At 61.0% G+C, this 16,304-nt stretch carries 17 protein-coding genes, 1 tRNA gene and 1 pseudogene; 5 read left to right on the forward strand and 14 right to left on the reverse strand.

The window, feature by feature from the left end; all coding sequences use genetic code 11:
* Positions 1-186 precede the first annotated feature (186 nt).
* A complete protein-coding gene (locus ACTIGF_RS07950; protein ID WP_047158062.1) occupies positions 187-441 on the forward strand; it encodes a hypothetical protein in 255 nt (84 codons plus the stop codon).
* A gap of 1,519 nt (positions 442-1,960) precedes the next feature.
* Positions 1,961-2,287 (forward strand): copper-binding protein, encoded by a 327-nt coding sequence (locus ACTIGF_RS07955; RefSeq protein WP_121211487.1) that lies wholly within the window; start codon positions 1,961-1,963, stop codon positions 2,285-2,287.
* Between the two features lie 11 nt (positions 2,288-2,298).
* Here ACTIGF_RS07955 and ACTIGF_RS07960 read toward each other — a convergent pair whose 3' ends face one another.
* The 11 genes and pseudogenes from ACTIGF_RS07960 to ACTIGF_RS08010 all read right to left on the reverse strand — a co-directional run bounded on the left by ACTIGF_RS07960 (position 2,299) and on the right by ACTIGF_RS08010 (position 11,391).
* The gene (locus tag ACTIGF_RS07960; RefSeq protein WP_267896459.1) at positions 2,299-3,315 is read right to left on the reverse strand and encodes an acyltransferase family protein; all 1,017 of its coding nucleotides are present in this window, start codon (positions 3,313-3,315) and stop codon (positions 2,299-2,301) included.
* Positions 3,316-3,453: 138 nt separating this feature from the next.
* Positions 3,454-4,176, reverse strand: a complete 723-nt coding sequence (locus tag ACTIGF_RS07965) for a PepSY domain-containing protein (RefSeq protein ID WP_121211483.1) — start codon at positions 4,174-4,176, stop codon at positions 3,454-3,456.
* A gap of 57 nt (positions 4,177-4,233) precedes the next feature.
* A complete protein-coding gene (locus ACTIGF_RS07970; protein WP_439636348.1) occupies positions 4,234-4,803 on the reverse strand; it encodes an RNA polymerase sigma factor in 570 nt (189 codons plus the stop codon).
* A complete protein-coding gene (locus ACTIGF_RS07975) occupies positions 4,790-5,191 on the reverse strand; it encodes a periplasmic heavy metal sensor (protein WP_439636349.1) in 402 nt (133 codons plus the stop codon). The genes ACTIGF_RS07970 and ACTIGF_RS07975 overlap by 14 nt, the downstream gene beginning before the upstream one ends.
* Positions 5,192-5,220: 29 nt before the next feature.
* The gene (locus ACTIGF_RS07980) at positions 5,221-5,526 is read right to left on the reverse strand and encodes a hypothetical protein (protein WP_075189173.1); all 306 of its coding nucleotides are present in this window, start codon (positions 5,524-5,526) and stop codon (positions 5,221-5,223) included.
* 12 nt (positions 5,527-5,538) lie between these two features.
* A complete protein-coding gene (locus ACTIGF_RS07985; protein ID WP_083634986.1) occupies positions 5,539-5,985 on the reverse strand; it encodes a nuclear transport factor 2 family protein in 447 nt (148 codons plus the stop codon).
* A 29-nt stretch (positions 5,986-6,014) separates the two neighbouring features.
* Positions 6,015-6,773, reverse strand: a complete 759-nt coding sequence (locus ACTIGF_RS07990; RefSeq protein ID WP_439636350.1) for a DUF2231 domain-containing protein — start codon at positions 6,771-6,773, stop codon at positions 6,015-6,017.
* A gap of 51 nt (positions 6,774-6,824) precedes the next feature.
* On the reverse strand, positions 6,825-9,143 hold the full coding sequence (locus ACTIGF_RS07995; RefSeq protein ID WP_075189176.1) for a heavy metal translocating P-type ATPase: 2,319 nt from the start codon (positions 9,141-9,143) through the stop codon (positions 6,825-6,827).
* 114 nt (positions 9,144-9,257) lie between these two features.
* The gene (cueR, locus tag ACTIGF_RS08000) at positions 9,258-9,644 is read right to left on the reverse strand and encodes a Cu(I)-responsive transcriptional regulator (RefSeq protein ID WP_075189177.1); all 387 of its coding nucleotides are present in this window, start codon (positions 9,642-9,644) and stop codon (positions 9,258-9,260) included.
* Positions 9,641-11,338 (reverse strand): annotated as a pseudogene (locus tag ACTIGF_RS08005) (efflux RND transporter permease subunit); the annotation flags it as partial. The pseudogene ACTIGF_RS08005 and the gene cueR, both read right to left, overlap by 4 nt.
* A tRNA-Arg gene (locus tag ACTIGF_RS08010) sits at positions 11,315-11,391 on the reverse strand. The pseudogene ACTIGF_RS08005 and the gene ACTIGF_RS08010, both read right to left, overlap by 24 nt.
* A 192-nt stretch (positions 11,392-11,583) precedes the next feature.
* Here ACTIGF_RS08010 and ACTIGF_RS08015 point away from each other — a divergent pair.
* Positions 11,584-12,009: a response regulator gene (locus tag ACTIGF_RS08015; RefSeq protein ID WP_439636351.1), complete on the forward strand. Its 426-nt coding sequence runs from the start codon at positions 11,584-11,586 to the stop codon at positions 12,007-12,009.
* 2 nt (positions 12,010-12,011) lie between these two features.
* Here ACTIGF_RS08015 and ACTIGF_RS08020 read toward each other — a convergent pair whose 3' ends face one another.
* Positions 12,012-13,124, reverse strand: a complete 1,113-nt coding sequence (locus tag ACTIGF_RS08020; RefSeq protein ID WP_439636352.1) for a THUMP domain-containing class I SAM-dependent RNA methyltransferase — start codon at positions 13,122-13,124, stop codon at positions 12,012-12,014.
* A gap of 138 nt (positions 13,125-13,262) precedes the next feature.
* Here ACTIGF_RS08020 and ACTIGF_RS08025 point away from each other — a divergent pair, with 138 nt between their 5' ends.
* Positions 13,263-13,931: an HAD-IB family phosphatase gene (locus tag ACTIGF_RS08025; protein WP_439636353.1), complete on the forward strand. Its 669-nt coding sequence runs from the start codon at positions 13,263-13,265 to the stop codon at positions 13,929-13,931.
* An 85-nt stretch (positions 13,932-14,016) separates the two neighbouring features.
* Entirely contained in the window at positions 14,017-14,754 is a 738-nt protein-coding gene (locus tag ACTIGF_RS08030) for a 2OG-Fe(II) oxygenase (protein WP_439636658.1), read from the forward strand.
* 95 nt (positions 14,755-14,849) lie between these two features.
* Here the strand turns inward: ACTIGF_RS08030 and ACTIGF_RS08035 are convergent, their stop codons facing one another.
* The gene (locus ACTIGF_RS08035; RefSeq protein WP_439636354.1) at positions 14,850-15,323 is read right to left on the reverse strand and encodes an AtaL-like protein; all 474 of its coding nucleotides are present in this window, start codon (positions 15,321-15,323) and stop codon (positions 14,850-14,852) included.
* A 43-nt stretch (positions 15,324-15,366) separates the two neighbouring features.
* Positions 15,367-16,230, reverse strand: coding sequence for an SDR family oxidoreductase (locus ACTIGF_RS08040; protein WP_439636355.1), 864 nt, complete (start codon positions 16,228-16,230; stop codon positions 15,367-15,369).
* Between the last annotated feature and the right edge of the window lie 74 nt (positions 16,231-16,304).

The raw sequence follows: 16,304 nt of genomic DNA on the forward strand, positions 1-16,304 counted from the left end.
GATGGCACGCGTGGAAAAATGAGGACAAGGTCCGTCGCGGCTCTCGCGGTCCGCGCTTGGGCTTCGTCACTTGGCTTTCCGCCGCGCGAAAGTGAGCAGCTGGGCCAAGCAACAGCGGCGAGCGTATTATACGCTGCTATTATCAACTCGCCTTCGACACTGAAAGTAGAGGGGACACGCTCAGCAGTGGCCGAGTTTTTCGCGCAATATTCCGAGCACGACCATATCGCACGGGGCGTGAGCGGTCTCGGCGACACTCAGCAAGTTATCTCAATTACTTGGGCGGACAACGGCCCGCCAGAGCTCAACAAGAACGTGCCGGGAGCAAACGAGCTCGATGAAGTGATCGCGATGCGACAGTTAAATTTGATCGCACTCGGCGACTGGGTCGCTGATCAAGCTGATCATCCACTCTTTCTGATCAAAGCTCTCGACGCCTGATCTAATCCTATTGAGAGACTCATCTACTAGTGCGTTTTGGAGGGCAGGCACCTCGCCTGACGGGAAGACCACTTGGCGTTCTAAAAACTCCAACGAAATGGCTCAGAAACCTTCGATAGACGCTCAACCCTGCAAATCAATAAGCCTTCTAGGGCGGCCACCAGCTCGATGCGCCACGAGCCTCGCGCACAGCTGGTAGATCGCGCCCGCCAAATTTTACCCAGATTGAACAGGTGTCGGCTTAGGTGGGGCCGACTACGTAAAGCCCGCCCCACTTCAGCCGGGGCCCGAGAGAGCTGAAACCCTGCTATGCTTAGGCTAGGCTATCCAAAGGATTCCCATGCCTCGCGAGCTGGCTTCACTTCAAAAGCCGACCTCGGTCGCTCCGCAGTATAGCTCGTATGCTTCACGCGTAGCGAACCAGTTGGGAGATCACGGATCAAGTCAGTGTGACCGTAGGTAGGACGAAACCACTCGGAAAGCTCGAATGGGCGCAGGATCAAGGGAAACCATGGCGTCGCTCGACCAATGTCCGCCGGCGACTGAACGATACAAGGCCAGAACACCGGATCAGCATCATAGCTCCTGGCGCGGTACACCTCACCAGCGAGAAATAAGATAGATCCCTCTGCACTAGTGACATCCAGGTGACCGTCAAAATTAAAACTACGACAATCGCCCTCAATCGCCGCGATGGCTAGGACTGCCCGCTCCGTCGATTGCATGTACGGCTCGGACTGAGTGATGCGAACACTCTCGGCATCGTCTGGAAAGCGCTCGCAGCGGACCATGCGGCGGGAGATACTGCCAGGTTGCCCGAAGAAGCACGGGAAATGCTGATCCAGGGCCTGCCGCTTTCCACCGACCCATTCCGGAATGCGTCTGGGCGAGCCCGCGTGGCCAACCCACTCACTGAGCGACGCAATAGCCGTTTCTTCCGACGGCAGGCGGAGACAAAAGAGCCGCAACGGCGACCTCCATATTTTCTGAATAAGAGTTGTGATGACCATACCACAGAATTCCAATAATGCAAGAAAAACAATAAGTTCCAATTGGCAACGGCGCGGTGACAACAGGAAAGTTGAGCGAACCGACGCCCCATAGTTGTCGCCTGACAAGAAGACGCCGGCTGAAGCGCGGGCGCCGATTTGGCAACGCGATCTCCCCACTGTCGGGTCAATTCATGTAGACATGGATGTCATTGCCCGGGACACCTTGCGTTTCACACGTTCAACCAACAGCGCATCTTCCCCGGCGCTACGGGAAGAACTCGAGCATCCCGCAAATTCCAAACCAACTAGATGCGGACTATTTCAAAATGCACCTTAAACCCGCAGCTGCCAGATTGCCCATGTGATGCGGCGCGCTTCCTCATAGGCCGGTGATATCTTGTTTTGCTGGGCTTACGCTCGGGGTAAAGTCGGCGCTGGCCAACGTGCTGGCGGCTTGCTTGCGTGAGGGGTGACGCCAGTTTGCGCGTAATGCTGAAGTCCCTTCATCAACCCAGAAATGAGACCCCATGATCACACTTATTGCCGCGTCTGCCCTGATCTTCACGACAGTCGACCACCATGATCAGCCTAGCCACGATGGAAACCATCACGGGCATACCGAGGCCAGCTCGACGGTCGCGGCGGAGGTGCGGACAGCCGACGCTGATGGGCGCACTGCTGTCGTCAGTCATGAAGCTCTTACCGAGCTGGGCATGTCGGCCATGACGATGCGCTTCTCTGTAGCTGAGACCGTGGATTTCGATCTCTTCCGGCCAGGTGCACACCTGATGATTACCGTCGTGAATACTGCGGACGGGTTCCAGATCGCTGACGCCGAATTATCACACCACTGACCATGCCGGCCTCAGGGGGATGGCCGCATCCCCTTGAAAGCCAGCTCCAACCAGCGGCCCAATCCAGCCTTGCCCGCCAAGCTGGGCTTCTCGATCCAGGACCAGGACGCGGCGGAAATCAAAAGCGTAACGGGAATTGAATAAATGGCGACCTCCAGCGGGTCCGCCGCTGGATACCAGTACAGCACCACCTGCATGACCGGATAATGCCAGATATAAATACCATAGGACCAGTCGGGCAGGCGGGCGCCGGTCGGCCAGCGCCCCAGCCCTGCAAAGGCGACCGCAAACAATATGGACGCCAGTGTGAGGTTGAGAAATACCTCTGCCAAGGGATGACTGCCCAACGCAATCCAGACCGGCAATACAATTAGGGTCGGCCAAGGAAGAACCGGAATCTTTTCACGCCAAACATGAACCAGCATGCCCAGAGTGAACGCCGACGCCAGACGCAGGCCGCTCTCGATCATGGCCGGCGCATCGGACCAGAAGGACCGGACGACCAAATAAGCGGCGGTCACTCCGACAAAAAGGAAAAGTTTAGCGCCCCGCCCCCAAGGCAGCGGAGAGAAGAAAATCAGCGCAGCACCAGCATAGGCCAGCACCTCATAGCGCAAGGTCCAGAGAGTCGCCGAGAACTCGCCCGCCCAAGGATTGTCCGAGAAGATGCCTGCGGGGCCCTGGCTCGTATCAAGAAAGCCAAGTACTTGGACGGGAAAGCTCAACGTCTGCAATGAGCCGAAATAAGATGCGGCGCTCAGGTCTGTTACAACTGGACCAATGGCCAGGACGGCCAGAAGCGAAAGAGCGAGCAACGCTGGCCAGATCCGAAGCATGCGCGCCGCGGCGAACTGGAATGGATTGGATCGACGCTCGAGACTGTCGGCGATCAGAAAACCGCTCAGGACGAAAAAAGCATTTACCGCCGCATAACTGAGCGACCAGCCATTGATGACCAATGGGGGCGGCAACGTGGGCCCCTGCGTAACGATAATTGCATGTTCAGCAAGCACGGCAGCCGCCAACACCAGACGGATCGGCGTGAGCCGATTGTCGCGACCCGCGAATGCCGTCCCGATCGTTATCAAACCTGCGATGTCAGTCCCTCCATCGGCCCTTGCCAGAATACGCGGAGGACGCGCGCATCCCTCAAGCCGACGATCTGCTTAACGGCGCTTTGCCAATTCCATTCGGACCAAGCGCTGCAAACGCAAGACGAGCAAAAGCAAGCCGGCGAGCACCGTAACCAATGCAAACACCGACGCTGTGATCAGCAGGGGATTGTTGAAGTTTTCCCGCTCCTCATAGTCCATGATGTGGAGCATCCAGAAGAAGTCGAAGACGCGCCAGGTATCATTCCTGCGCGCAGTCACCATCCCTGTCTCCGGAGACACATAGATGCGCGTGCCCTCGCCATCCGCGAAATCGATCCGCCAGGCCGACCCGGAGCGACGGTATTCCCAGCTCGGTTCATCGAAGAATCGAACGGCAGCGATTTCCGGTCGATCAGCATGATCGGCGCTGGCTATCTCAATCGCCATTTCACGGGAAATCGGTGTGAGGCGTTCCCCTGTCTCGGCGTCCACGAGTACGCTCGCCCCGCTCAGTTCGGTGACACAGTAAACGACACGGCCCTGCCATACGCGCAGATCGATAGCTTCAAGCGCCCCTCCGATCGCGAGGTCAGAGAGTGCGGCCTGCACTGGCAGGACCCCTGACACATCGAGCGCCGGTGCCGTGAACTCCGCGATGTTGTGTTCCCCGCGAACCCGGTCCAGCGGCAAGGCGCTCATCACAACGCCGCCGGCAATCCATAGTACGATCTGAATTCCGACCACCAGGGCGAGCCACTTGTGAATGCGAAGGGTCCAGCGAAGCAGCACGGTCATGGGGGCCTCCGGGGCGATCTGCGAGCAATCAGAACGTCCCGTACGCAGCCCATCGGGTTATCCCTCAGGCGGAAAGCTGTCCCGCAACCGCCAGCGCGCCCGGTAGACACGCACTTCCGCAGCCTTTTCAGACAAGCCCATGACCGATCCGATTTCAGCGTGGCTCATCCCGTCGATTACGGAAAGCAAGAGCGGTGTCCGCAAACCCTCGGGCATGGCTTGGATGGCAGTATTCACGCGCGCCAGCTCATCCCGGTCAGAAACGATCCGTTCAGGTGTGGTCGGATCGACTGGCGCGGGCACCGAAGGTTCTTCCAGGCCTATCCAGTTGCGCACCGCGCGGCGGCGATGATGGTCCTTCGCCTTGTTCCGGGCGATCACAAACATCCAGGTTACGAAGGCGCGGGTCTCGTCGAAGCGGTGAAGGTTTCGGTGGATGGCGATAAAAGTGTTCTGCGCAACATCGTCGGCATCGGACCGACTGCCGAGCTGCCGTTCGAGGAAATTCACCAGCCGGGGCGCGTGGCGTTGCATCAGGCGATTGAAGGCCATTCGATCGCCCGCCCGCGCCCGGCAAGCCAATTGTTCGTCGCTGGGCGTCAGACCGGGGGCGTCAGCGTTCGGCATCAAGGGCCGCCGCCAGGCGCGCATCGAATATTTCGCGCTGCTCGACGTCCATCACGGCGCGCATGGCGAGGATGTGATTGAGCGTGGACAGCTGCAATTCGCCCATCACATCATGAAGGGCCTCTGCAGCTTCGACGACTTCCGGTGACATTTCCCGACTTTCCATCAAGGACGTGCCGATCGCGTGCCGGGCTTCCGCCAGCCGTTGGTCGAAGGCAGATTTTTCGCGAGCAAAATCCGCTTCCAAGGCCTCGATTTCCGCTTCCTGATCGCGGGTCAAATGGAGCTGGTCGTGAATCACGGCGTGAAGGCTGACCGTCACGGTATCGGGACGATTGCCAAGCTGCGCGCCCAGCCACACGCCTGCCAGACCGCCCAGAAGCCCCAAGATTGCCGCTGTAACGCCTGCGCGCCAGATCACAGCTCAGTCCCCTCGCCCATTAGGGTTGTCAAAGGCAATTCGGCACGGGCGCCAAATACAGCGAGCAAGTCGGGTTCGCCAGACGGAGCCAGGTCAACCCCGACGACGCTACCGACCAGTAGCGCCAGAACGGCAGGTGCGGCACGGATCGCCAGGCCAGTTGACAGCCCCGAAATGTCCGGCACACGACGAGCCGGCGCTTCAAGACCGTCCCAAACATTCTTCTGGAAGCGCTCGAGGTCCAGACTTGTATGATCGGCAGCGATCCGCTCCAGGACATCATTCATGTGTTCATCGGACATCAAAGCCCTCCGTCAGGATGTGTGTAGATGGGCAAGCTTCCACCCATCTCCGGTGCGGACCAGAATAGCGGTGCCGTGGGCATCCCGTTCACGGGCCTCGCCCCGGACTTCATACTCCATCCGGATGTCGAAGGTCGCAAATGCCATTTCCTGATCAACTTGGACAGAATACCCTGACCAGTCGTACACATGGAATGTCACGTGCTCGGCGGCAAATTCGGGCACGAGATGGTGGTCGCGATATACGGCCCAACCGATATCACTGCCACTTCCCTCGAAAATGGTGAAGTCTTCTCCGTCCGCCATCACCCAGCGTTCGGCCGCCACGACATCCTCGTCCGACAGGGCGCCGGAATAGTTTTCCAGAACCTGTTCGATCTCGTCCACCTCGTTCGCGAGGGCGGCTGTCGAAAGGCTCGTAGCCAAAACCATCGTCAAAGCCAAAGTACGATGCATCATCAATCTCCTTTGCGGGTCTCGAATTCGTGTCAGCCACCGAACAGGTGGCGCAAGCCGCCATGGGCGAGCGCCCCGCCAAGAAAGCCGTTGAGCATGAGGGCTGCGGCAAGTGCGAACAGCGTCAGCGAGAAGAGAAGCGCCGGCGTCTGACTGTCAGTCTTGCGCGCCCATTCCCCCAGCAGTGCAAGCCCGGCCAAGCCGACCAAAAGGCCGGTGCCGATGACCCGGTGCGCTAACATCACCCCCGTCTCGCCGGCTGCCATTGGCCCCGAATGAGCCCAACCCAGCAGGGCAGCGAGCGCTCCTGCCGCCGCGCCTGTCCAAACGAGAAAGCGGACCGTTTCCGCTCCAGCGGGCAAACGCCCAGCCAATGTGAGTGCCTGTGCGAGGGCAGCGGCGAGGATCAGGCCAATCGGGAAATGTACGGCAACCGAGTGGAAAGCCCCGAGTCGCGACATGGCCCGCTCGAAAGGCGTCGAAGCGCCCCGTTCACCCCAATGGGCGTGCCCGGCCGCCGTCGTGGACAACACGTCAGCGTGATCAAGCTCATCGATATGAAGAGCTTCTTCGCCATCATGCACATGACCAGACCCATCCATCTGCATCGCAGCCGGTTCGGACGCGGGTCGCACGCTTGGCTCAGCATCTCGTGACGTGGTCGCTGGCTCAACTTGTCCGGCAGCGGGCGGATCGTGTTCCGCAGGCGGATGGCTCCACCCCCCTGCGGAAAAGCTGACCGCTGCAACGATGGCACACACCGCCATCATGCCTATTCGAAATCCGGACACGCGTATCTCCACCTTGGTTTGATGGAGATACGCACGTCCACGAGTTTTCCCTCAGCCCAAGCGGACCGACCTCAAGCGCAGGGAGTTCGTGATGACCGAGACGGAAGACAGGCTCATCGCCGCAGCCGCTATCATCGGTGACAACATGATGCCGAAGACCGGGTAGAGAATGCCAGCCGCCACCGGGACGCCAGCAGCATTGTAGACCAGGGCAAAAAACAGGTTCTCGCGGATATTGCGCATAGTCGCGAGGGCAAGCTTGCGGGCCCTGACAATGCCGGTCAGATCGCCTTTCACAAGGGTCAGGCCGGCGCTCTCAATCGCCACATCAGCGCCAGTCCCCATGGCAATGCCAACATCGGCCTGCGCAAGAGCGGGCGCGTCATTGACGCCATCGCCGGCCATGGCGACCCTGCACCCGTCCGCCTGGAGCTCTTCCACGATCCGGGCCTTGTCGCGCGGCAATACATCAGCCCGCACATCGTTCAGCCCGAGCCTGGCCGCAACCGATCTGGCCGTGCGCTCATTGTCGCCGGTTGCCATCACCAGCCGGAATCCCAGCTTTTGAAGATCTTCAAGCGCCTGGGCCGCGCTCGGTTTGATCGGATCAACCACGCAGACCATGCCGGCCAGTTGGCCTTCAATCGCAACAAACATCACGGTCTCACCTTCGTCCCGGCGAGCATTGGCGTCGGCGGTTGCGGTCTCGCTGACCGAAATGCCCGCGGCATCCATGAGCGCAGCATTGCCAAGAGCAATAGCCTTTCCGGAGACCCGGCCTGTCACGCCCTTGCCCGTGATGGCCTCGAACTGGTCGGCGACTTCCATCGTCGTCCCGCGACTCTTGGCGCCTTGTACTATGGCCTCCGCGAGTGGATGCTCGGACCCGCGCTCGAGGCTTGCGGCCATTTGCAGGACGTCATCCTCCAGATAACCCGCGAACGCGATCACGGCCGCGAGTTCGGGGCGCCCCATGGTCAGCGTACCGGTCTTGTCGACAATCAGGGTATCGACCTTGGCGAATCGTTCCAATGCCTCAGCATTCTTGATCAGAACTCCGGCCTGGGCGCCTCGCCCCGTTGCGGTCATCACGGACATCGGCGTGGCCAAGCCCAGGGCGCAGGGACAGGCAATGATCAAGACGGAAACGGCCGCGATAAGACCATAGGCCGAAGCCGGTTCAGGCCCCCAGACCGACCAGGAAATGAACGCGATCGCCGCGACGACGATCACGGCCGGCACAAAACGACCCGACGCCAAGTCAGCGAACTTTTGGATGGGCGCTCGGCTGCGCTGGGCATTGGCAACCATTTCCACGATCTGGCTCAACACCGTGTCTTTGCCGACCCGGCGAGCCGCAATCACAAGACTCCCATTGCCGTTGACCGTCGCCCCGGTGACCGCCTCGCCCTTGACCTTCTCGACCGGGACGGGCTCACCGGAAATCATCGATTCATCGACCGAGGACCGGCCGTCGACCACAACACCATCGGCCGGAATTTTTTCGCCCGGACGGACACGCAAATGGTCGCCCTCACGGATATGCTCGAGAGGCACTTCCTCGTCGTCCCCATCCACATTGACCCGCAATGCCGTCTTGGGCGCCAGATCCAGAAGGGCCCGGATCGCCGAACCGGTCTGTTCCCGGGCCCGCAACTCCATCAACTGCCCGAGCAGCACCAGAACGATAATCACCGCCGCCGCTTCAAAATAGACGCCCACATGACCGTTCGCGTGGCGGAAGGCGTCCGGAAATAGTCCAGGCGCCAACACCGCCACCACACTGAAAAGATAGGCCGCACCGGTTCCCATCGCGATCAGGGTGAACATGTTGAGATGACGGTTAATGACTGACTTCACGCCACGCTCGAAAAAAGGCCAACCCGACCACAGGACGACAGGTGTTGCCAGAACCAGCTCAGCCCAAGCCGCGCGGGTCTCACCCAAGGCTTCGCGCAGGAAGCCGAGACCAAGCATCGGCCCCATCGCCAGAACCAGGACCGGAAGGGTCAGGGCGGCACCGAACCAGAAGCGACGTGTGAAGTCGATTAACTCAGGATTGGGCCCCTCTTGACCGGTTGGCACCCCCATCGGCTCGAGCGCCATGCCGCAGATCGGGCAATCACCCGGCTCGTCGCGAATGATCTCGGGATCCATTGGACAGGTGTATGTCGTACCTGCCGGCATGTCTTCATACGCGTCACGATGGGCTCCGCTTAAAAAATGCTCGGGATCCTCAGCGAAACGATCATGACAGCGCTGCGAGCAGAAATGGTATGCGTCTCCCGCGTGCTCGTAGCTGGGCTTGCCGGCACCCAGCCGCACCTCCATGCCGCAGACCGGATCGGTCGCGACGGGCTGGTGATGCATATGTTCGTCGGCCTTATCTGATGTGCAATGCTGACAACTCATCGGGCAGTCCTCCTTTGGATTTCCCGGTTGTGAGGCTTCCAGTGGCTGGAAGGTCAAGCGGCACGTTTCTGATTAATCGCCGGCCAGCCCGTTCATGATCGGACAGTCTGGCCGGTCATCGCCATGACACGCCAGAACGAGACGTTGCAGCTCTGACTTGATCATCGTCATCTCGGCCAATTTCCGATCAACCTGTGCAACATGATCCATCGCCAAAGCCTTCACATCGGCACTCGCCCTCGATCGGTCTTCGTACAGCGACAGCAGAGCGCGACAGTCGTCGAGCGAAAAGCCCAGACTTCGCGCCCGACCGACAAAAGCGAGCTTGTGAACATCTGTTTCTGAGTAGACGCGGTATCCATTGTCCGCCCGCGCCGGCGCGACCAGGCCCACCTCCTCGTAATACCGCAAGGTTTTCGAGGGCAGGCCGGTCGCACGGGAGACGTCTTTCACATTCACTGCACGCCTCCTGCCACTGCGGCGGATTGTGTCGGCCCGGCCAGCCCCACACGTTTCCAGATCAGGAACGCCGCTGGAATAACCAGAAGGGTCAGGATGGTGGCGCTGGTCATACCGCCGACCATGGGTGCCGCGATCCGTCGCATCACTTCAGACCCGGTTCCATCACCGAACATGATCGGCAATAGGCCGGCAATCGTAGCAATGACAGTCATCATGATCGGGCGCACCCGCAACAGGGCCCCCTCGATCACCGCCTCGTCAATATCCGATCTGTTCAGCGGCCGGCCGTCTTCATCTGCAAGAGACTGATGGCGGGTGAGCGCTTGCTCCAGATAGACGATCATCAACACCCCGATCTCGACAGCAACGCCTGCCAGGGCAATGAAACCCACACCGACAGCGACGGAGAGATTATACCCGAGCATGTCGAGCAGCCAGACCCCGCCGACCAAAGCCAGCGGCAGCGTCCCCATGATCATCAGGACCGGGGTCAGCCTCCGGAAATTCAGGAAGAGCAGCAGCAAGATGATGACCAGGGTCACCGGAACGACCACCGCCAGCTTTGCCTGTGCCCGCTCCATGTATTCGAACTGACCGGACCAACTGATCGAATATCCCGGCGGCAATTCCATATACTCGGCCAAAGCCTGCTGGGCTTCCTCAACATAGCTCCCGATATCGACCCCATTGATATCGACATAAACCCAGCCATTGGTACGGGCATTTTCGCTGCGGATCACACCAGGGCCATCGGCGATCGAGATATCAGCAACCCGCCCCAGCGGAATCTCGGCACCGGTCGGCGTGACCACCGGCAGATCCCGGATCGAGTCCACAGAATTACGATAGTCACGCGGGTAGCGAAGATTGATGGGATAACGCTCCCGGCCCTCGACACTCTCGCCAACAGTCATGCCACCGATCGCAGTCCGAACGACATCATGGACGTCGGCGACATTCAGCCCGAACCGGGCGGCTTCCAGCCGATTGACGTCGATATCAACGAACCGGCCTCCGGTAACCCGTTCGGCATAAACCGATGCGGTTCCGTCCAGTGTCCGGATAATGGCTTCCACCTCCTCGCCAATCTCGGCAATCACATCCAGGTCCGGGCCGGCAATCTTGATACCGACAGGCGTCTTGATTCCTGTCGCCAGCATGTCGATTCGACCGCGGATCGGCATGATCCAGGCATTGGTGAGGCTGGGCACATCCACAGCGGCATCCAGTTCGGCTCGAATGTCGTCAATTGTGATGCCCGGCCTCCACTCTTCGCGCGGTCGCAGCTGGATGGTGGTCTCAATCATGGTCAACGGAGCCGGGTCTGTGGCGGTCTCGGCTCGCCCCGCCTTTCCGTGCACTGTCAGGACCTCCGGCACGGTCATGATCAGGCGGTTGGTCTGCTGCAGCAATTCGGTGACTTTGCCCGCCGACACGCCGGGGAAAGCACTCGGCATGTAGAGGATGTCACCTTCATCGAGATCCGGCATGAACTCTCTTCCCATGCGGGACAACGGCACGGCGGCACTGGCGAGCACCAGGCCGGCCGCGAGCAGCACGGCAACAGGACGGCGGATCGCAAGACCGATGAAAGGCCGATAGCCCGCGATCAAAAGGCGATTGACCGGATTCTTGTGCTCCGGCGTGATCCGGCCCCGCACAAAAGATGGCGCACCCATCAGGATTCGAACCTGAGACCTCTGCCTTCGGAGGGCAGCGCTCTATCCAGCTGAGCTATGGGTGCGGACGCGATGAGTGTGTAGCTTGCAATGGGCTCAAGTTCAATGACGACAGCGCAGCAGGTGTTGCGTTTGAGTGAGCCCGTCAACTGAATCCAATTTACACATATTAATCAATTGTTGACATGGGTAAATCCGTATGCACGCAATACGGGTATTGTCCTCTGTAACCCGTTTGGGGTCAGGAAGTAGGGGTGATGATGATGTCTTTCACGCCTCGAGTCCTGCTTGTTGAGGATGACCCACAGGATTCCTTTCTTGTGCGTCGGCACCTGTCTGACCTGCCGTATGGCGGTGAGGTTGTGTCCGTCACCCGTATTCAGGAGGCGCAAGCCCGTCTCAATGCGGCTGCCGACATCGCCTGCGTGCTGGTGGATCTCAAACTGACGGATGGGTCCGGCGCCACGCTGATCAAGTGGATGCTGGCGCATGACGCTCTCAAAGACATCCCGGTCATCGTTTTCAGCGGGGACCGGTCAGAGCATCCGGAGCTGGACACGTTTTCAAACGTGGCTTGCCTGATCCAGAAACCGTCCTCTATCAGCGGCTATGAAGCCCTGGCGCAGGCGTTGCATCCCATCGTATCCAGCGCGCTGGCGCGGTCCTTTTACGCGGTGCAATAACGCTATTTCAGCGCGCCTGTAACGTAGATCCGGATCTTCAGACCCCCGTGATCAATGGGGGCGCTGATCGTGTCGAAGGCGAGCCCAGTGGCTTTGGCCATCTTGTCATCCGTGGTGATCAACGCCGCCCGCCAGCCGCTGAAGCGCTCGCGCATCACCTCGCCAAACGTCTTGTAAGCGCTGAAGACGGCTGATTTGTCGCCGATACGGGCGCCATAGGGCGGGTTGGTCACCACCCAGCCCGGCGCGCCATCGGGGCGAGCCAGATCCTTGAGCGCGCCTTCAGCGAACCGGGTGAGGTCTGAGACCTCGGCGCGTTCGGCGTTTTCCGTGCTCATGCGGATGGCGCCGGGATCGCGGTCGAACCCCAGACAGATCGCCTGCGAACGGGCATGGGGCTTTTGGTTGCGCAGGGCCATGAAGGCGTTGCGGTCGAAATTGGCCAGGCGCTCGAACGCAAAGCTGCGCGCGCGGCCTGGCGCCAGACCCGCCGCCAGCTGCGCGGCCTCGATGACGAAGGTGCCGGACCCGCACATGGGGTCGAGCAGCGGCGCGCGCCCGTCATACCCTATTTCACGCAGCACCAACGCGGCGAGGGTTTCGCGCAAAGGAGCCTTCGCCACGGCTTGCTTGTAGCCGCGCTTGTGCAGCGGCTCCCCGGACGTGTCCAGGCTAAGGGTGACGTCGTCATGATCGATCCGGACGCGGACGGTGATCTCGGCGTCGTCGCTGATCTCGGCCAGGGCCGTGCGGGCGATGGCGTCGCTCACACGTTCGGCGGCGGCGCCGTCATGATAGATGCGCGATTTGCGGCAGGTCGCCTCCACCTTCACCGGCGTTGCGGGGTGGAAGAGTGTTTGCCAGGGCGTTTGCCGGGCGTGCTGCCCAAGCTGGTTGAGATGCTGGGTCTTGAACTGATCCACCACCGCCAGAACCCGGGTGGCGCCCCGGATTTGCAGATTGGCGCGCCAGACATCGCCCCACCCGCCCTTGATGGTGACGCCGCCTTGTCCGGGGCGGCATTTGGCGAAGCCGTTTTCCGCCAGCTCGCTGGCGAGGGCGGCTTCTAGCCCTGGAGGGCAGGTGAGGAAGATGTCAAAGCGTTCTTGTGTCATGATGGGGCCTTCATAGGCCATGTCCGGGGCCGATGCGACGAGATTGCGCGGTGTTCGTCCACCGCAAAGTTGCAAATCCCTATAGCCAAGGCTGTCACAGGTGACGTACATGCACGGCCCAGCAAGCATGAGGACCTGATGAGTCGGCTAATCGTCTTTGATGTGGATTCCACACTTTTGAAAGTCGAGAGCCTCGACTTTGCGGTCGAGCATGCGTTGTCTCATGCGCCCGATGGGGCCGAGCGGACCGCGCGCCTGAAGGCGCTGACCGATCAGGGCATGTCCGGCAAGCTCGATTTCCGGCGCTCTTTGGAAGAACGGCTGGCCATCGCCGGGCTGACCCGAAACGCCGTCGAGACGGCGCGTGAAATCCTGCGCAGTCAGCTGACCGATGGCATGGCCGACCTGATCGAGCGTTTGCGGTCTCGCGGCAATGACGTGGCGGCGGTCTCGGGCGGGTTTCAGGACCTGATCGAGCCGGCTTTGATCGATCTGGGCTTTGACAAGGGCGAAATGCGCGCCAATCGCTTCGTCTTTGACGGTGATGACGTAACCGGGTTTGATCGCCAGAATCCGCTGTCACGGTCGGGGGGCAAAGCGCCGGTCGTGGCGTCTCTCAAGACCCTGACCGGCAAGCCGCTGGCGATCATGATCGGCGACGGCATGACCGATTACGAAGCGTTCGAAAAGGGCGCGGCGGACAGCTTTATCGGGTTTGGCGGCGTGACGGCGCGCGCGCCGGTGCGGGCCAAGGCGCCGGCCTTCGCCGACAGCGTCGATGTTTTGCGCAAGATGATTTTGGGCTGAGGCCGGGCTATCGCGAATTGTCTTGCCAAAGCGGTGCGCCGGGTTCAAAAGCGCGCACCCTTTGCCCGGAGACGCTTTTGTGGACATGGATGTCTGCCTGCAGCCGTTCTTTTCTGACAATCTGACGGCGTCCCTGATCGCCGATCTTGAGGCGCGTGGCTGGGCCCATGCGCCCGGTGCGCTTGATCCGGAGCTGGTCGCGGCCTTGCGAACAGAAGCCGAAGCGCTGGAGCAGGCTGGCGAAACCCATATGGGCCGGGTCGGCCGGGCGCAGAACGAGACCCGCGCGCTGTCCATTCGCAAGACGCACATCGCCTGGCTGGACGGCGCCAGCGAGGCGCAGAAACGCTTCATGGCCGGGGCGGACGCCCTGCGTGTCGCGATGAACCGCCGCCTGTTTCTGGGGCTGTTTGAGTTCGAGGCGCATTTCGCGGTTTATCCGCCCGGCGGGTTCTACGCCCGTCACATGGACGCTTTCACCCTGCCCACCGCCAGCGCGGGCGCCTTCGCGGGACCACGGGCCGAACGCTCGCGCGTTGTGTCCATGGTGGCGTATCTCAACTCCGACTGGTCCGGTGAAGATGGCGGCCAGCTGGCCGTGTGGGAGCGCGCGCCGCTGGACGTATACGGACGCCCGGATATGAGCCAGCTCGATGACGTTCCGCCCGTGGCGGAGCTTCAGCCTGAAGGCGGCGGTCTGGTGCTGATGCTGTCAGAAGCCATCCCGCACGAGGTGCGCCTGTCCCACGCGACCCGCTACGCCATTCCGGGCTGGTTCCGCGTCAACACCAGCGTCGGCGGCGCCCTCGATCCGCTGCGCTAGGGCTGGGTGACGAGTCAGACCGGGCCAAGGCCGCGCGAGGCATGTCGCGTCAACCCAGACCCGGCCTATCCCCTGAAACTGTCAGGCGATGGCCATCAGAGCCGTCCCTCGACTACGAGATCCCGGGTGCGTTTCAGGGTCGAGTCAAGTGCGGCCCTATAGCCGTTTTCACTGTCGAACCGGGCCTGTTCGGCCTGTTCCTCGGGGGCGCCCGGCGCCCTGTCGCGCAGTCCGAGATAACAGTAGAAGCTGAGCTGAAGCTGGCCGTCATCATCCTCGATGATCTCATTGATGATCACGCCTTCCCGCGGGCCGGCGGCCTGGAAGAATGTGACCTTTCTCTCGGGTTCGAGCGCAATGATCTCCCGAACATCGGTCCCTCCGATGGTCGCCTTACGGACAAAATGCGTAAGACTTTGCTCTGTCACATCGCAGCGGGTGCACAGTCCGGCGGGGAGGAACTCGCGGGCGTCGCGCGCCTTCAACTCCAGCCCGGCCCAGACCTGCGCCCGGCTCAAGGGTGTTTCGCCCTGCGGGTTCACGGGCACGGTGGCGGTAGAATAGATCATGATACTTGTCCTTGGGGGGCAGCGCCCCTGCGCGAAATGAAGGTCAGCCTGCGATCTGCGCGACATAGTCGCGATAGGTGCGCAGGGGGCGGCCCAGCAGGGTTCCCAGCCGCTCGACATCGCCAGCGTCAGGCGTCATGCCTTCGCTGATGAAGCCTTCGGCCATCAGGCGCATGTCGAGCGCCATCCAGGACGGCATGAACTGGCGCAGCGTTTGCTCGAACCCGGCGGGGTCATCGCCCGGATAGACGACCTCTCGGCCCAGCACGTCGGACCAGATGGCGGCGGCGTCAGGCCCGGTCAGCGTATCGGGACCGACCAGGTTGATCCGGGTCATCGGCAGCGGCGCATCCGCTGTTTCGCGCCGGATGAGTTCAAGGGCTGCGATCTCGCCAATGTCGCGAGCGTCGATCATGGCGAGGCCCTTGGCGCCGATCGGCATCGGATAGACGCCGTAGCTCTGGATCGCGTCCCGGATCGTGATCTCGTTGTCCATGAAATAGGCGGGGCGCAGGATGGTGGCGTTCAGGCCCATCTGCTCGATCATCCGCTCCACCCCGTACTTGCCGGCGAAATGGGGCACGTTCACGTACAGATCGCTGTGGATCACCGACAGATAGACGGTCCGCTGAATTCCGACTTCGCGGGCGATGGCGAGGGCGGCCAGCGCTTGGGTGAATTCGTCAGGCACGACGCCGTTCAGAAGGAAGAGGGTGGACGCGCCCTGGAAGGCGGCCCGCATGGAATCCACGTCCAGCAGATCGCCCTTGGCGATCTCGACGCTGGCCGGGAAGTTGGCCTTTTCCGGATCGCGGACGAAGGCCCGTACCTGCGCGCCGCGTTGAACGAGATTGTGGACGACTTGTTGGCCAACGGTGCCGGTGGCGCCTGTAACAAGAATGGTCATGGGAAGCTCCTGTGTTTGTGTTGCGTCCTGGGGACGAATAGAAATCTACTGATCCAAAATCTGTCCAATAGTCT

The organism is Oceanicaulis sp. (genome assembly GCF_051859625.1).
In the GTDB taxonomy this organism is placed as follows: domain Bacteria; phylum Pseudomonadota; class Alphaproteobacteria; order Caulobacterales; family Maricaulaceae; genus Oceanicaulis.

Excerpts from the sequence above, each read along its gene's own strand:
- ACTIGF_RS07955 (WP_121211487.1), top strand. The coding sequence starts at position 1,961 with ATGATCACACTTATTGCCGCGTCTGCCCTGATCTTCACGACAGTCGAC.
- ACTIGF_RS07965 (WP_121211483.1), bottom strand. The coding sequence starts at position 4,176 with ATGACCGTGCTGCTTCGCTGGACCCTTCGCATTCACAAGTGGCTCGCC.
- ACTIGF_RS07970 (WP_439636348.1), bottom strand. The coding sequence starts at position 4,803 with ATGCCGAACGCTGACGCCCCCGGTCTGACGCCCAGCGACGAACAATTG.
- ACTIGF_RS07980 (WP_075189173.1), bottom strand. The coding sequence starts at position 5,526 with ATGTCCGATGAACACATGAATGATGTCCTGGAGCGGATCGCTGCCGAT.
- ACTIGF_RS07985 (WP_083634986.1), bottom strand. The coding sequence starts at position 5,985 with ATGATGCATCGTACTTTGGCTTTGACGATGGTTTTGGCTACGAGCCTT.
- ACTIGF_RS07995 (WP_075189176.1), bottom strand. The coding sequence starts at position 9,143 with ATGCATCACCAGCCCGTCGCGACCGATCCGGTCTGCGGCATGGAGGTG.
- ACTIGF_RS08015 (WP_439636351.1), top strand. The coding sequence starts at position 11,584 with ATGATGATGTCTTTCACGCCTCGAGTCCTGCTTGTTGAGGATGACCCA.
- ACTIGF_RS08020 (WP_439636352.1), bottom strand. The coding sequence starts at position 13,124 with ATGACACAAGAACGCTTTGACATCTTCCTCACCTGCCCTCCAGGGCTA.
- ACTIGF_RS08025 (WP_439636353.1), top strand. The coding sequence starts at position 13,263 with ATGAGTCGGCTAATCGTCTTTGATGTGGATTCCACACTTTTGAAAGTC.
- ACTIGF_RS08030 (WP_439636658.1), top strand. The coding sequence starts at position 14,017 with ATGGATGTCTGCCTGCAGCCGTTCTTTTCTGACAATCTGACGGCGTCC.
- ACTIGF_RS08035 (WP_439636354.1), bottom strand. The coding sequence starts at position 15,323 with ATGATCTATTCTACCGCCACCGTGCCCGTGAACCCGCAGGGCGAAACA.
- ACTIGF_RS08040 (WP_439636355.1), bottom strand. The coding sequence starts at position 16,230 with ATGACCATTCTTGTTACAGGCGCCACCGGCACCGTTGGCCAACAAGTC.